Source organism: Sphaerospermopsis reniformis, from assembly GCF_005402885.1.
Taxonomy (GTDB): Bacteria; Cyanobacteriota; Cyanobacteriia; order Cyanobacteriales; family Nostocaceae; genus Sphaerospermopsis; species Sphaerospermopsis kisseleviana.
This window is the reverse complement of the sequence record NZ_BJCE01000126.1, coordinates 1-16228: the sequence shown is the minus strand read 5'-3', so window position 1 is coordinate 16228 and position 16228 is coordinate 1. Positions and strand designations below refer to the sequence as shown.

Below are 16228 nucleotides of genomic sequence, written 5' to 3'. Positions count from 1 at the left end.
AGTGTGCATTTTTTGGGATTTCAAGAGATGGCAAAGAAATTTTCAAATCTCCTCCTGACTCCTGACTCCTGACTCCTGACTCCTATGCCCTCACGGAAAGACTTTCTCAGCAACCCCTAATTATAGGATCGGGAAATATGAACTTGCTGTTTTTCCAAAGGATTCCTGTAACTGCATTAGTATTACTTTGGCTGGCTTACAATCTGCTAGGATGGTATTTAGCAGCGCATCAGATTGTTTGGTTAGTAGGAGCTTTTGTGGCGGCGATCGCTATAGCTATAGTCAGAAAAAGTAATTCTTGGTTAGAAAATCTTTTAGTTTTTGGTTCTCAAACTTTAGTTGTCGTCTTGGTTCTCAGTGCATCCATCGCTTTAATAGCAATTTGGTCAATTTTATTCAGCATATTTCTTATCCCATTAGCAACCACGTTGTTAGCTGATTTAGAAATGCGTTTTTCTGGATTTAGCAAAACCTATTCTTTTTGGATTTTAACATTTATTGCTATCTCAGGTTTAGCTGTTGGTGAGATGATAGACATCCTCATTTTTCCCAGTATTAAATACTAAATTTGATAAGAAGTAGGGGCGAAGCATTCGGAAAATAACCTGGTCAGAAAATTGATAATTTGTTGCCCGAATGCTGATGCTTCCAGCACGCTTCGCGAACGCCCGTACAGGAGTCAGAATGTTTGCAAATTGTGGGTTTTATTCAACGCTTGCAAAATCTGACTACTGAAAGCTGATAGGTGACGGCTGAATGCTTACCTTTGCTTTATGTTTATTTTTTCTCTAACCGAGATTTTACATCTGCTGCAAAGTCTTCATATCTTCTCAAAGGAGTTACTTCTACTTGTACATTTTGACCCATTTTTTTCATGATAGGTAAATCTAAGAGAATTTGATCCAGTGTGTCAGGTGTGGGAACATCAACAATAACAATTACTCGACGAGTTCCCACACATTTCCACAAATCTACAACAATTCCTGCTTGCTTTGCTTGTAGTGCTGCATCTGCTTCTTCACTCCAAATGGTAAAGAGTTCTTGCTGTGTCATGTCGTCGGGGTATTCAACGTGAAAATCTAAGTGATATAGCATGATTAATTTTCCTAAATTTGGTTAATTACAATTAATAAAATACTATAGATTCAGGTTTCGCGCAAAGTGTTATGATAATTTTAATTCACAGAAGTTCTAAAAGATTCCAAATAACCTACTAGACAATCTGGGGTGTCCGCATATTGGGACAAATTAGAAATTAGTGTTGTTTCCCGCAAATTTAAGGTGATTTTTATTTTTTTAGTAAAATACTTGGGATTGCCTTTATTTGCTTCTTCAATTAGTTTTTGAATAACTTTGAATAAAAAATAAATCTCAAATTTACCTCTAAAACTTTTTTGATGTTCTTGTAAACCTAGGTGATTTTGCTTTAAGTCTAGTTCTTCTTGAGTAACAGTAATTGCTTTGGTAAATTGAGTATATAAATCATTAATGCTATAGTTACTTGTGATATTATCTAAATCTATCTGTACTAACTTGGAGATATCAAGACCAGATAACTTCAAATCTGTTCTTTTTTCTCGTTGACAAGCTATCCAAATATTTAAAAGTTCAACTGCATCATGAAATTCTTTCTGAAGTTTTATATAAAGGTTTTTACAGTTATTAAAATCAATATCTGATTCAGACAGCTTAAATTCACTTCTCAGAATTTCACAAAAACTATTAATAGATGTATAGAAATTTTCTATTGAGTAACAAGGAGTTTCATATATTCCAGTTATTTCTGTATTTTTTATTGATATATCAAAATCTCTGTCTATAAAGTATGCTGCTCTAACTTGAGAGTAAGTTTTGCGATTAGTAATAATTCGATGAATGTCTAAAACTCCTTGTTTTCCGTCACAACTAAAGTAAGAGTATTTTATTGGTCTGGCAATATTTCTGATTCTAATTCCATAATACTTCTTATCATCTTCACCTTCAAAGAAGCAGTATAGAGCAAATTCATCTTGTTTGTATTGTCGGGTAAATTCAGTAAATGCTACTACTGGTCTATTTCGAGCATTTCTAAGTTTAGCTACTGACATCTATTTTTCCGTGACAAAATCATCTAAGTCTATTGCATTTGTATCTAACTCATTATCAAAAATGAATGGTGAATGCGTGACAGCTAACAGCAGTTTACACTTACCTGATTTCAAGATATCAGGAAGTAATAATCTTTGCCATTCTAGAGAAAGAGAAAGCTCAGGTTCATCAAACAAAATTATGTATTCATCATCTGAGTCAAGATAAATTTTAGAAAACAAGGATATAATTTGTTTTTCACCAGAAGATAAATTTCTAATATCTATTGGTTGATGATTTTTTTCTTGAACTATCGAAATTTCTACACTTGTTTCATCATAGACAATACGTTTTTTATGTAGATATTTATTACAAACTTCGGCAAATTTTTTAATCGAATTATCTTTTTCTCTTTGTGGCTCATATAAGCCAAGCAGTTTAGATAAATAATAAACTAATTGATTATATTCGGGAGATTTTATTTTTCCTGAATTAACCAGTTCTTCTATTTTGTTTTTATCATTTTCAGGTATGTTATTTCCTATTTTATTTAATACTATATTTAAGGTTTCAGGTTGGATACTATCCCTCATTTCTTGAGTTGGTGTAGTAACTTCAACAAACTGAGTTAACATTTCACCATTTACTTTTGGTAATAATTCTAAAGTTGCATCTTTGATATTTTTTTCAATTCTATCAAATTTTGCAATTACATCGTCCATTCCAAACTGAATTAATCGCTCATCCTCTTTACCAAAATTTAATTCTTCATTACCTAAATTTTTTAGTTCTTCTTCAATCCTTCTATAAGTAGGGAAATATAATATTGATTCATGTAAATTTTCTCTAATATTTTTTTTAATATTGATTGAATTTTGCTCAATCATTGTTCTAGCAAAACCTTTTATAGTAGTAGCTGGTATTATAATATTTCCAGTAATATTTCCAGCCATACTAACATCTCTAAATGCTACAGAGTTAAATGTTTCAATTAAAGCAGAAGCAGTTAAATCACTTTTCTTAATTTCAACACTTACTCCAGATGCAAATTCAAGAACGACCGATTCAAAATCAATGGTAATTAATCTACTAAACTTACAAGATATTGAATAGTAAAGAGCATTTAAAATGGTAGTTTTACCAGAACCATTTTCAGCAATAAGAATAACAGCTTCTTTATCAAAAGGAATTTTCATATCCTTATAGCCGAATAAGCCATTGATAGAAAATGATTTCAAATTACTAAAATTAAGATGTTCACTTAACAGCATAATTATTGATTCTGACAATTTTTGACAATTTATAGCTGTGATTTTGAGACTATTTGTTGCTTAATTTATATAGTAACTCATCTTGATAAAAGAATGAATCACAACTTACAAATTATTTTAAACCGGTGGTATTCCTTCTTCTTCCACAGGACGAATAATAGCCGGCGCTGGTGTTATTTCTGGCTGAAAAATCGCCTGTAAAGCTTGTTCTAATGTCTGTGCCATGACAATGCGGTTTTCATAGGCAACAACTACCCTAACCAAAGTTGGTAAACTATTCTGGGTTGCTTCTAAATAAATTGGCTCAACATATAATAAAGATTGTTCAATGGGAACAATTAAAAGATTACCTTGTATTGCTCTTGATCCTTGACGATTCCATAATGAAATTTGTTGAGAAATTACTGGATCTTGGTTAATTCTAGCTTCTATTTGTTCTGGTCCATAAATTAAACGTTCTTTAGGAAAATTATAAAGCAGCAATTTACCGTAATTTTCTCCATCAGAACGCGCTGCTAACCAAGCAATTAAATTTGTTCTTTCTTTTGGTGTGTAAGGAAGCAATAAAATAAATTCTTCAAAAGGAACACCAGGAAGACTGGTAATTAAATAGTAAGGTTCAACTTGACGGGGTTCAGTTCCGTAAATTTCTTGGGGTATTTGCCATTGGTCTTCCCGGTTATAAAATACTTGAGGGTTAGTAATATGATAAATCATTAACCGCTCAGATTGAATTTTGAAAAAGTCTACCGGATAGCGAATATGACTAAGGAGATTAATAGGCATATTTGTTAGCGGTTGGAACATTTGCGGGAAAATTTTTGACCAAGCAATAATTAGCGGATCTTGAGGTTGAGCAACATAAAATCTGACAGTGCCGTTGTAAGCATCAATGACGATTTTAACAGAATTACGAATATAGTTAATACCGTCTTTATTTTGATCTGAGTAGGGATAATGACTGCTGGTAGTGTAAGCATCGACTATCCAATAAAGATAATTTTTTGCACCGGGAAATTGTTGATTTTTATCATCTGGGTTGGCATCAGCGGCAACTATATAAGGTTCACTATCAAATTGTAAAAAAGGGGCGATCGCTCTAATTCTTTGGTTAATATTTCGCCGGAATAATACCTTTGTTTCTGGTAGAGAGTCCCGTGTAAATATCATTTGCCAGTCTTTTAAATATGTGGCAAATAACCACCGTCTCCATAAAGAACCTATTGTAATTCCACCGCTGCCATCGTAGGTATTATAAACGTTATCACTACCACTGGGATAATCTAATTCTTTAACTCTTGTCCCAGTCATGACATGAGTATTAGAAATTTCTCCATAATAAATTCGTGGTTCACCAATAGGAATACTTTCCCGAATAGCTGCATTAGCAGTAGTTAAAGCTGCACCATTACCACTAATATCTTTGACAAAATATTCTGGTAAACCACCAGGTGCAACTGTATTTACTGGACTTATGGTAAAACCATAACCATGAGTGTAAATTAAATTGCGGTTTACCCATGTTTGTGCTTGTTGTGGGACAGCATTATAATCTAATTCTCTGGCGGCTATTAGTACCTGACGTTTTTCATTTGTTGGGGGTTCTTGTTGGTTAGTTTGGTTGCTGATAATGTAGCGATCAATATCGGCATCAGGAAACGCATAATAAGGACGAATTTGTTGTAATTGTCGGTTAGTTTTTAATAGTGGTTCTTGATCCCAAAGCCGAATATTGCGAATAGTTAAATCATTGGCTTTGATATCTGCTTGGGTTAATTTTCCTTGGGGATTAAAGGTTTGAGCATCTATGGCTTCTAAATCAAATGCTTGACGAGTGAGGGCGATAGTGCGTTGAATATAAGGTGTTTCTCTCTGTAATTCATTGGGTTGAACTATAAAAGATTGGATAACCGCAGGTACAATAAAATCACCTGCAATTACTAATAATAAATAAATACCTAAACCATAAATTACCCATTGATGATGTTGAGATTTGGGTTTCCAAAATAAAGTTTGCCATAATAAATAAAAGGCGATCGCCACAGCTAAAACACATAACATGGTATCAGCGGGCAACTGTATTTTAACATCAGTGAAACTAGCCCCAAAACTCACACCACGGGGAGAATAAACCAGTTCATAACGACTTAACCAAAAACCAAAGGCTATCACCAACATTAAACCGCCACCTAAGCCGAATAAATGACGTTTTTGTGTGGGCGAAAACCCAGGAAAAATGCTTTGACTGATACTGTCTCCTGATACAAGATAGCTGAGAGTAACAGCAAGAAAACTATATAAAAATAAACCTATCAGCCAAAAAGCCAACAGTTCCCAGACAGGAAGGGAAAAAATATAAAAGCTGATATCTTTGCCAAATAAAGGTTCAGTGCTATTGAAAGGGGTGGAGTGCAAATACAACAAGATTTTTTCCCATTGTTGAGATATTAACCACCCAAAACCGAGACTAAAAATAATAGCGATCGCCCACAGCAAAAACTGAGAATATATCAAAAGAGCGATCGCCATCACCACAGCTAATGCAAAATACCAAACTTGCGAAATAGTTCTAATGCTCAAGTTCCAAACTATCTCTGGTCTAAATAAGATAGTAAAAGGTGAATTAACCTGATTAATTTGTCCATTCCAGTAACTTAACGCAACTTGTCCATAATGGGTGAAAATTAACCCCACTAAAAAACTCAAGCTTAACGTTAGCGGTAACAACCAGAATAATTTAATTTGTGTGTTTCCTGTCGCAATCTGCGGAGTTTGATAGACTTGCTTATACTGCGGACTTAGAAAATTTGTTAGTTCCCTACTCAGTGTAGTTTTTTCAATTCTTGCTGGCTCAATTTTCAGGGACTGGGGATATTGCCAACGTTTTGCTAAAATTAAATTTCCCAGTAAATAGATCATACTCAAGCTAACAACACCCACCCATAAAGCACCTTGAGTTATTAACCGCACCATAAAAGTTGGCAAATAACCAACTTCTTGAAACCAAAAAATTTCCGCCCCTAAATGAGAAGCTAGATCCAAGATGAGCCACAAACCCAAGCAAACGATAATAACTCTAAAGCACCATTTGAAAAACATTGATTTTCTAAGGAATAGGGAATAGGGAATAGGGAATAGGGGAAATCAAAGTTCCACATTCAAGTCATTATATCAATAGTCATGGTAGTTTTTGTACTTTAGTAAAGATCAATTTACTTAATAGTTTTTTCCCTGGGACTATTGTAATTTTCCTGTTAAGACTGAAATATAGACTTCTTGAGGGAAAATAGAGGAAAATAGAAAATATTTGTGAGCATCACCTATTTAATCATTTACAGGTATAAAATAAATAGTATACGTATTTAATTTGCACGTTAATAAACAGCATAAATACATCTATCTTTCACAGAGAAACTACAGAGTAACCAAAATTAAGGTATTATTTACTTCTGAGGGTTAATTAACGGTTAAAATTTTACTCTTTTTACTCTGTCAAAACCTCGTTAATTTTATAAACAGTAATTATGCTTACTAGTGTAGATCGTTTGTTATTTGTCCGTCGCGTACCTATTTTTAAAGAATTGCGGGATGATTTTGTCGTGCGACTTGCTTCTGTGATGATGGTTATTCCTACTCGCAGTCCAATCATATCATATTCGCGGCGAATAAATTCGCCGTTGGCACTTCCTCCACTGTAAGATAGCCAAGTGGCTTCCGTGCCTTTCGGTGATTTTCTTGTGAATATTATTCGTGAATTATCTCGTATTATTCGTAAACTGAATGAAAGTATTAGTCATTAGTCATTAGTCAGGAGATCCCGAAGGTTAGAAGCAAAAGCGCAAAGGAAGATAAAAAAATTATCAGTTCATCTTTGATGATAAAGCGATCGCTCCTCACTGTGCTGTTGGTGATAGTTCCTTGAGGGCGACATAGTGCAATACTACTCGGTTAAGCCTTTTTTGGGGCATTACCAAATTTCAAGGGTTTCAGCCTTATTTGTTTCGTTAACTGAGCAGTTTTTTGGTACAGTATTAAAAATTTTTCCATACTCATTTTTAATAGAGTAAACAATTAGCTTTAATCCATTTAATCTCTTCGATTACCTTCCAGTGCATTCCGAACTTCATCCTGTAATATTTAGCCATGAATGATTAAAAAATACTTTTCAAATAATTAGTAGTATAATAATCCAAGATACTAAGGAGTTAATTATATGCAAATAAGACTTAAATCAAAAGTTGATACACAAGGTAAATTATTGTTACAACTTCCCCAAGAATTAGCTAATCAAGAATTAGTAATAATTATTACTAATTCTTTTGAAGAAAAAATACCAACACCAGAAGAATTAGGATATCCTGCTGATTTTTTTGATAAAACTGCTGGAAAATGGGAAGGTGAATTTTTAGTTAGAGAAAATTTCGTTGATTGCGATCAAAGAGTTTGGGATATTGAATGATGATTTACTTATTAGATACTAATACCTGCATTCAATATTTAACAGGACGTAGTGAAAATGTAATTAATAAATTTAAAACCACTCATCGTGAAAATATTTGTTTGTGTGATGTTGTCAAAGCAGAATTATACTATGGAGCTTGTCGTAGCATAAAAAAAGAAAAAAATTTATCTTTATATGAATTCTTTTTCTCTCAATATATTAGTTTACCTTTTGATGGAAAAGCAGCTAAAATTTATGGTGAAATTCGTTCTCAATTATCAAAATTAGGTACTCCTATAGGTGCTTATGATTTTCAAATTGCTAGTATTGCATTAGCTAATAATCTTATTTTAGTAACTCATAATACTAGAGAATTTCAAAGAGTTGAAAATCTACAACTTGAAGATTGGGAAGTATAGTATTTGCGGTGATGTTAGTTTCTTTAGTTTCTTTGGTTTCATCAGACTAGATTATTTCAACCCTCAACACCTTGACATAACTAAATTTTAAACATTCTTGTAAAAACCTTTGGGGAATTTCTATACTTTCTCCCCAATGTTGATGAACATAAGAAGCATGAACATTAGGAATATTAGGTAAATTCCATCCTTCAAAACCTGTATTTTCTTCACAGTCATAACGATAGGTATCAAACAATGATTTTTGCGGGTTTGTAATTACATGAGAACGATGAAATTCATGTCCATAAATATTTGTACCCGCATTTAATAAAAAGCTATTTTCTAAAACCACTGCGCGACGATATCCTAAAGTTAATTTTTTATCCATTTGTGCAGATGTGGGTAATATTCCTACCATTGTCCAAGATTGATTTTCAAAATCAATAATATTTTCACACAAATACATTAAACCCCCACATTCAGCAATGGTGGGTATTCCTGATAAAATCGCTGTTTTTACTTCTTGAATAACTTTAATATTTGCTGCTAGTTCTTGTGCAAATACTTCAGGAAAACCACCACCAAAATACATTCCTTGAATATCTTTTGGTAATTGAGTATCTTTTAAAGGACTCCAAAATATTAATTCTGCTCCCAGTTTCTCTAATAAATCTAAGTTGTCTTGATAATAGAAATTAAAAGCTTGATCCCGTGCAACAGCAATTTTGATTTTTGATTTTTGATTTTCTTTTATTTCTCCGCTTTCTCTGTGTCTGTGCGGTTCGTTGATTTGAAAATTGGGAACATCTGAAGACAGAATTTCAGTTACTTGTAATAGTGGTAATAATTTTTCCCAATCAAAACAATGATCGCCTAAATCTGCAAGACGATGAATTACATCATCTAATTCTGGTAATTCTCCAGTAGGAACTAAACCCAGATGACGATCAGGAATAGTAATATTATCCTGTCTTCTGAGAACACCCAAAATAGGTAAGTTGAGAGTTTTCAAGGAATTTTTTAATAAAGATAAATGGCGATCGCTCCCTACTCTATTTAAGACTAATCCAGCAATTTTAACTCTCTGATCCAAACTACAATAACCATGTGCGATCGCTGCCACTGAACCAGACAAACGACTACAATCAATTACTAATATTACCGGGCTATCTAATAATCTGGCAACATGGGCTGTACTAGCAAAGTCCATTTGATGATTGCCATTTTCAGTTATATTGAAAGAATTACCAACACCATCAAATAAACCCATCACTCCCTCAACCAGAGTATATTCACATTCTTGGGAATGACGCTGAAAACATTTTTGAATATAACTTTCTGAAGTCAAAACCGCATCTAAATTTCGACAAGGACGACCAGTAACATACTGATGAAACATAGGATCAATATAATCTGGACCAACCTTAAAAGATTGTACTTTGACACCACGACGACACAAAGAGGCTAAAAGTGTGAGCGTCACCGTAGTTTTGCCCACTCCGCTGCGTTCTCCAGCAATAATCAAAGACATGAATTAGGTACAAGATAAAGGGAATATCACTTAATTGTATCTGATGATTATACCTGATATTCCGATCCAAAAAAGCTAACTCAAAGCATTTGGTTTTAAATTAATTTTGCCTGACTCCTGACTCCTGTACGGGCGAAGTAGGGGCGAAGCATTCGGAAAATAACCTGTGATCAAAATTGATAATTTATAGCCCGAATGCTTCGCCCTTACAGGAAAATAGCCTTGGACAAAAATTTATAATTAGTCGCCCGAATGCTTCGTCCCTACGACTCTTATGAAATTTAATCAAAGCCTAACTATAGACAAATTTACTGATAATCTGATATGCTTTCAATGTTAAAATTTTTGCTTAAACCGTAATAATGCCTTTAGTTTAACCCTTGACTCAGCGTTTTTCTTTCCTACCTTTTGACAAACATCGTCCATCGAAATTCAGATTTTCCCAATTATTGCCTCTGTTATTGATAGTGATAGCAGTTTACTGTTTTTTAGAATTGGCTTGGCCAAAGCGTTTCCTGCTTCCCGGCTTATTTGGAGAGTCAGTATTTTGTGTCAACACTCCTGATAAAGTTTTAGCATTGACATTTGACGACGGACCTGATCCAGTCTATACCAGAGCAATTTCTCAAACCCTTTTAGATTATCAAGCTCAGGGAACATTTTTTGTCTTGGGAAAACACAGTGCAAAGTATCCCCAAATTGTCAGAACTTTGGAAAAACAGGGACATGAAATAGCAAACCATACCTGGCATCATTACAATCTCAATAGTAAATTTAAAGATACTATTTCTAGAGAAATTAGGGAAACCGATATTTTAATTAGTCAATTAATCTCACGAGACAATGTTCACTTTAGACCCCCTTTTGGTCGTGCTGGTTTTGTTGTCACAAATGTTTTAAAGCAGATAAAAAAACCGATTATTTTTTGGGATGTAGATTTACAAGACTGGCGTGGTAAATCTGCCGCAGAGATGATGAAAATTTTTGAAAATAACTTTCATAATGGCTCAATCATTCTTTTACATGATTCTGATGGTGTAGCAAAAGGAGGAGTATATGCTAGTCGCCATAATACTGTAGAGGTAGTTGAGGAAATTTTGAAAGCTTATACTCCCCAGGGATATGAATTTGTGACTATATCAGAGTTGTTGAAGAGAGGAACTGTAGTTAAAGTACAAGAACGCTGTTTAAAACAATTTTCCAATAATAAAGATGGACGTGAATAATAGGCGCTCTACCGTTTCTGCTCCCTGGTTTCATTCTTTACTGCTGCTGATTTGGTTCGTTATTGGTGTAGGGTTACGTTTGACTAATTTAACCGCCAAACCGCCTTGGACTGATGAATTTGCGACTTTAGTATTTAGCTTGGGCAATAGTTTTTTACCAGTACCTTTAGATCAGGCGATCGCTCCTGATATTTTATTACAACCATTACAAATTAATCCCGCAGTTGGTACAGGAGATGTAATTAATAATCTTCTCACAGAGGATAATCACCCACCACTATATTTTATCTTGGTTCATCTGTGGATGCGGCTATTTCCCCACCCTGAAGGTTTAGTATCTTTGTTTGCAGCACGTTCTTTTCCGGCTTTACTGGGTGTGGTTTCTATTCCCTGTGCTTATTTTTTAGGTAAATTAGCTTTTCGTTCTTCATTAGTAGGACAATTAGCGGCTGCAATGATGGCAGTCTCACCCTACGCAGTATTTTTAGCACAAGAAGCCCGTCATTATACTTTGGCTATGCTGTGGGTGATGCTTTCGATAGCTTGTTTGGTAGTTGCTGTTCGTCACTTGGAAAAGCAAAAATTATTACCTTTGTGGTTAATTATTGCTTGGGTAGGAGTTAACGCCTTGGGTTTTGCTACTCATTTCTTTTTTGTGATCACTCTTGGCGCTGAAGTTGTAGCTTTGATTTTTGTGGCTTGGAAACAACAAACTCAGACAAAAACTTGGGTGTTGTTCTCTCCTCTGTGGTGGCGATTTTATTATGTAGTAGTTGGTACGGCTGTTGCTGGGTTAGTGTGGTTGCCTGGTTGGTTACAAAATCGCTACATTGGCGCTTTAACAGCGTGGATTAAAGGTGAGCGTATAGGACTAAGTTGGATTAGCCCCATTTTTCAAGCTTTAGGTACATGGATCACTATGATTTCCTTACTCCCAGTGGAAGCACCTGATTTAACGGTGTTTATTTTCTCTGGGTTGGTGATGTTAATTTTCTTTATTTGGGCAGTGCCAATTTTAATTAGGGGGATAAAAGTTCAATTACAAGCACCGGAAATTGGTTCTATTACTCAAGTATTTATTGGGGTAGTGTTAGGGGCGATCGCTTTCTTTTTCTTCTTTACTTATTTCCTGGGTATTGATATTACCAGGGGCGCTCGCTATAGTTTTGTTTACTTTCCAGCAGTAATAATTTTACTGGGTGCAAGTCTAGCAGTTTGTTATCAAAATCCCAACATCGGTAAATGGGGTATTAACGGCAAACAAGCTGTAATTCTGATTTGGGTAATGGGGTTAATCAGTGCTATTACAGTTACTTTTAATCTGGGTTATCGCAAATATTATCGCCCTGATTTATTTCTTCCTGTTATTGAACAAAATTTTTCAGTCCCGGTTCTCATTGCCACAACTCATAAAAGTTTAGTACAAACTGGGGAAATGATGGGTATAGCTTGGGAATTAAAATTCTCTGGTTTGCAAACTAATATTGAAAATACTCAATTTCTCCTCGCCCATCAAGCCCAAAACCCCAATACTTCTACTATAGCCCTAGAAAAGACTATCAAAGAATTACCACGACCTTTTGATTTATGGTTGGTTAATTTTCATGCTCCCATTAGTCAGGAAGTGGAAAAATGTCTGCTTGATGATCAAAAGTTGCCAGGAATATATGGGTATGATTATAAATTGTTTCACTGTAAATGAACTGTTATGGCAGAGCAGTTTCCCATCATTGAAGTTCCCCTAAGTAGGGGTTGCTGAGAAAGTCTTTCCGTGAGGGCATAGGAGTCAGGAGTCAGGAGTCAGGAGTCAGGAGGAGATTTGAAAATTTCTTTGCCATCTCTTGAAATCCCCAAAAATGCACACTTTTTCCGGTATACCCTTCAAAACCCTTGCACTAATTTCTGTGTTTATCAGCCTCTAACCTTTGATATATCAAGGTTTTAGGTTTATTCAGCAAACCCTAAGTAGGTAGGCGTTGAAATTTATCGTTGTGGCAAGGCAGGAGGGATGAGGTTTTTAGGCATTTTACATTTTGTTACATAACTTGTTTTTTTCATGCCGACTTACTTAGATGCTTCTCAAGATATTGAGGATTTAGGAACAAAAGAAAAATTTTGGTTTTATCACCCAGATTTGGGGCGCTGTCTATTTTGGCAAGGCTTAATTTGTAAAGGGAATATCAGGTGATTGTATCTGATATTCCCCTAATTTTGGTTTTACTTCAATCAGTGAAAACTGTTGATTTTTAAAGTTTATGATCGGCTAAAAAAGCATCAACTTCTTCTGCTGTGGGTTGGGATGCGATCGCACCTGGTTTAATAGTAGTCAACGCCCCTACCGCACTAGAGTATGTAACAACTCGTTTTGCTGTTTCTGCATCTCTCAAACTATGAATACCCAACTTACTCAACTGATGGAGAAACCCAGCTAAAAAACTATCTCCTGCACCAGTGGTATCCACCACAGGTATAGAAAAAGCTGGTAATTTACCTTCATTCTCACCTAAACAATAAGCACAACCATTTTCGCCATCGGTGACTAAAACTCCTTCTAATGAGTTCAATCTGTAAGTAATTGCTCCAGGGTCTGTAGTATCAAACAACCATGATGCTTCCTCTTTTGTGAGTTTGATAAAATCAAAACGTGGCAATAATGCTGCAATTTTTTGCTTTGCTAAATTAGCATCTTGCCAAAATACAGGTCGCCAATTCACATCTAAGATGATTTTCAAATCATATTGTTCCGCTAATTTCAATGCCTGATGAATAGCAGCCTCACTTTCAGGATAAGCTAATTCCAAAGTCCCCAACACCAAAAAATCAGCATCGTTAAACAGTGATTCTGGTATTTGTTTAGCTTGTAAGCGGGTGTCGGCAAATTCGCTAGTATCATATTTACCAAAACCAGCAAAAGAGCGATCGCCGGTCAAATCCCTGACTACATAAACTTGTCGCGTTGGTGCTGTCGGATGACGTTGCACACCCGTTGTATCTACACCTACATCTTGTAATAACTTCACCAGTGCATTACCTGGTTGATCTTCTCCTACAGCACCAATAAAACCTGCGGGCATTCCCAGTTTAACTAAAGCACAAGCCACATTAGCTGGCGCTCCCCCTGGGTAGGGAGTCCAAGAATTGACTTCTTCTAGCTTTAGCCCCATTTGATCCGCTAAACAATCAAACAAAACTTCGCCTAGACACAAAACATGGGGATTACTCATATCATTTTCGATTTACGACTTGGGATTAGGAATATGTATAAAATGTATAAGCATCTTTATTCCTTTGTCTCCAGTTAACCATAAAATAGCAGTTTTTATCACTTTATATAGTACATAATGCTATAAAAACCCAAAATTTACCACTGAAGTAACACTGAATATTTACTGATGAATAGGTTATATTTTATAGAAATTTTGCTTTTAAGAAAATTAACCTTCAGATTAAATTCCCAGAAAATATTGACTTTAGTATTACTAGGAACATTTACAACGTCTAGCTCTGAGAGAATCTTTTAGAATTAGAAAGAGTGATTAAGTACATATACCAAGGGAGAAATAAATAAGCCATGGCTGCTAATGAGTCTGGGACCCCTGTTAGTCTGTCAGACAGAGAACTGCAAATTATCGACTTAGTGGCCGCAGGCTTAACTAACCAAGAGATTGCAGCAAAACTGGAGATTAGCAAACGTACAGTTGATAATCATATCAGCAACATTCTCACCAAAACAAAGACAGATAACCGAGTCGCTTTGGTTCGCTGGGCTTTACAGTGGGGAAAGGTCTGTTTAAACGATGTGAATTGCTGTACATTACCTAACTACAATGATTCAAATGTGAGTTAGTTTATTAATATGAATCCCTGTGGATGCTGAAAAGTTCAACCATTTTGGATTTTCGATTTGGGTTAGCGAAGCGTAAGCAGCGCAGCGAGTATTTGAGATAGGTACAACCGACAAAGAGCGGGGTATTGAGCTTGCTTCTGAAGTACAAGTACCAAAACACCTCAATCAAAATCCAAAATCTAAAATCTAAAATCTAAAATTGGCAAGATCAATTTTGAGGTTTACAGATTGTTCTCCTCCTCACCTTTATTTTTCAGTGTGAACCTCTACCACAAGTTCCGTGACTTTATCTAGTAAAAGTTGATGCTCTGGGAATCAGCGAATTTTTGCGATCGGAACTGACATACATATCAGAATTTCTCGTTTGATTTAGGCCAAAGGGTTTAGCATTGCTAAACCCCTACTGACTCATGACTCCTGCTATTTTTCAACAAAAATTAGCAATAATCTAGTTGTACAAGCGTTACATTGGAAAGAAATCTATATTACTTTATCCGCTTGGGGGAAAATGAATACTCCAACTTCTTATGCAAATAGCTCATTTCCCTTTAACTTTTTTAATCTTGACTTGATAGCACCATCACCAAACCAAGATACCGACTTACTACAACAGCTATCTTTTGTACCCGGTTTACAAGAAATTCTGACGTTGCGTCAGGTTCACGCCCTAGAACACGCTACTGTTTGGGTTCTGAGTGAAATAAAAAGTGTTGATTCTTCTCCCAAACAGCCTACTCATGTACAGTTTGATAATGAATCATTAAGTGGTTTATCCACAGAACAGGGATTTTACCTTTATGGTGATGTAAATATCAGTTATTTACGGCGTGCAGTAACACTAGCTCAATATCGTCTTACCAACGGAGAATGGGATTTAGCGGTACATCCCCGTTGCGGTACAAATTTATCTGTAGCAATGTTGTTAACTGCTGGATTTGCTATGGGTGTGTCTGTGATGCTACCATTTAGACCTGTTGAGCAACTAGTAGGTTTAGGATTAGCTGCAACTACGGCTTCTGAACTTGCTCCAGATTTAGGTGCTTTCGTTCAACGTTATTTAACAACAGCTATCCCCTTTAACCTCGCAATTGAAAATATCATTCTTACACGGGACACTTGGGGACGTGAAGCGCATTTTGTTAAGGTAAAATGGCGGCAGGTGACTGGTGATTGGTGACTGGGGACTGGTGACTGGTGACTGGGGACTGGTGACTGGTGACTGGGGACTGGTGACTGGTGACTGGGGACTGCTGACTGCTGACTCCTATCTGCTATCTGCTATTACCAAATACCAATTACCAATTACCAATTAGCAAATACCAATTACCAATTACCAATTAGCAATTACCAAATACCAATTACAAATTACAAGTTCTCTAATACCAATTACCAATTACCAATTACATAACAAAAATCAACAATTAACATATACCAATTTATAATC

Annotated in this window: 14 protein-coding genes and 1 pseudogene; 9 read left to right on the top strand and 6 right to left on the bottom strand. The window is 35.4% G+C overall.

Annotated features, from left to right (window positions below):
- Positions 1-137 precede the first annotated feature (137 nt).
- Positions 138-566, top strand: a complete 429-nt coding sequence (locus FFR48_RS17070; protein WP_096566108.1) for a hypothetical protein — start codon at positions 138-140, stop codon at positions 564-566.
- A gap of 211 nt (positions 567-777) precedes the next feature.
- Here the strand turns inward: FFR48_RS17070 and FFR48_RS17065 are convergent, their stop codons facing one another.
- From FFR48_RS17065 to FFR48_RS17050, 4 genes are all read right to left on the bottom strand, one after another.
- On the bottom strand, positions 778-1095 hold the full coding sequence (locus FFR48_RS17065; protein WP_096566112.1) for a muconolactone Delta-isomerase: 318 nt from the start codon (positions 1093-1095) through the stop codon (positions 778-780).
- An 80-nt stretch (positions 1096-1175) separates the two neighbouring features.
- Positions 1176-2087 (bottom strand): DUF4435 domain-containing protein, encoded by a 912-nt coding sequence (locus FFR48_RS17060; RefSeq protein ID WP_137668192.1) that lies wholly within the window; start codon positions 2085-2087, stop codon positions 1176-1178.
- On the bottom strand, positions 2088-3338 hold the full coding sequence (locus FFR48_RS17055) for an AAA family ATPase (RefSeq protein WP_137668191.1): 1251 nt from the start codon (positions 3336-3338) through the stop codon (positions 2088-2090).
- Positions 3339-3455: 117 nt separating this feature from the next.
- A complete protein-coding gene (locus FFR48_RS17050) occupies positions 3456-6437 on the bottom strand; it encodes a UPF0182 family protein (protein ID WP_137668190.1) in 2982 nt (993 codons plus the stop codon).
- A gap of 425 nt (positions 6438-6862) precedes the next feature.
- On the opposite strand from FFR48_RS17050, the pseudogene FFR48_RS17045 reads away from it, so the two are divergent.
- The 3 genes and pseudogenes from FFR48_RS17045 to vapC all read left to right on the top strand — a co-directional run.
- Positions 6863-6958 (top strand): annotated as a pseudogene (locus FFR48_RS17045) (transcriptional regulator); the annotation flags it as partial.
- Positions 6959-7551: 593 nt separating this feature from the next.
- Entirely contained in the window at positions 7552-7797 is a 246-nt protein-coding gene (locus FFR48_RS17040; protein WP_137668189.1) for a hypothetical protein, read from the top strand.
- Positions 7794-8198: a type II toxin-antitoxin system tRNA(fMet)-specific endonuclease VapC gene (gene vapC, locus FFR48_RS17035; RefSeq protein WP_307722528.1), complete on the top strand. Its 405-nt coding sequence runs from the start codon at positions 7794-7796 to the stop codon at positions 8196-8198. The genes FFR48_RS17040 and vapC overlap by 4 nt, the downstream gene beginning before the upstream one ends.
- Before the next feature lie 46 nt (positions 8199-8244).
- On the opposite strand, the gene FFR48_RS17030 is transcribed toward vapC, so the two are convergent.
- Positions 8245-9711 carry a cobyrinic acid a,c-diamide synthase CobB gene (locus FFR48_RS17030; protein ID WP_137668188.1) on the bottom strand — a complete coding sequence of 489 codons (1467 nt, stop codon included), beginning with the start codon at positions 9709-9711 and terminating at the stop codon, positions 8245-8247.
- 467 nt (positions 9712-10178) lie between these two features.
- Here FFR48_RS17030 and FFR48_RS17025 point away from each other — a divergent pair, with 467 nt between their 5' ends.
- Both FFR48_RS17025 and FFR48_RS17020 read left to right on the top strand, forming a co-directional pair.
- Positions 10179-10937 carry a polysaccharide deacetylase family protein gene (locus FFR48_RS17025; protein WP_162501910.1) on the top strand — a complete coding sequence of 253 codons (759 nt, stop codon included), beginning with the start codon at positions 10179-10181 and terminating at the stop codon, positions 10935-10937.
- Positions 10924-12639 (top strand): glycosyltransferase family 39 protein, encoded by a 1716-nt coding sequence (locus tag FFR48_RS17020; protein WP_137668186.1) that lies wholly within the window; start codon positions 10924-10926, stop codon positions 12637-12639. Before FFR48_RS17025 ends, FFR48_RS17020 begins: the two co-directional genes overlap by 14 nt.
- Before the next feature lie 544 nt (positions 12640-13183).
- Here FFR48_RS17020 and FFR48_RS17015 read toward each other — a convergent pair.
- Positions 13184-14161 carry a carbohydrate kinase family protein gene (locus FFR48_RS17015; protein ID WP_137668185.1) on the bottom strand — a complete coding sequence of 326 codons (978 nt, stop codon included), beginning with the start codon at positions 14159-14161 and terminating at the stop codon, positions 13184-13186.
- Between the two features lie 347 nt (positions 14162-14508).
- Between FFR48_RS17015 and pedR the strand changes: the two genes are divergently transcribed.
- The 3 genes from pedR (at position 14509) to FFR48_RS17000 (ending at position 16097) form a co-directional block, all read left to right on the top strand.
- Positions 14509-14784, top strand: a complete 276-nt coding sequence (pedR, locus tag FFR48_RS17010; RefSeq protein WP_096566126.1) for a photosynthetic electron transport-dependent transcriptional regulator PedR — start codon at positions 14509-14511, stop codon at positions 14782-14784.
- A gap of 508 nt (positions 14785-15292) precedes the next feature.
- On the top strand, positions 15293-15961 hold the full coding sequence (locus tag FFR48_RS17005; protein ID WP_137668184.1) for a DUF6391 domain-containing protein: 669 nt from the start codon (positions 15293-15295) through the stop codon (positions 15959-15961).
- Positions 15951-16097 carry a hypothetical protein gene (locus tag FFR48_RS17000; protein ID WP_162501909.1) on the top strand — a complete coding sequence of 49 codons (147 nt, stop codon included), beginning with the start codon at positions 15951-15953 and terminating at the stop codon, positions 16095-16097. Before FFR48_RS17005 ends, FFR48_RS17000 begins: the two co-directional genes overlap by 11 nt.
- Positions 16098-16228: the final 131 nt, after the last annotated feature.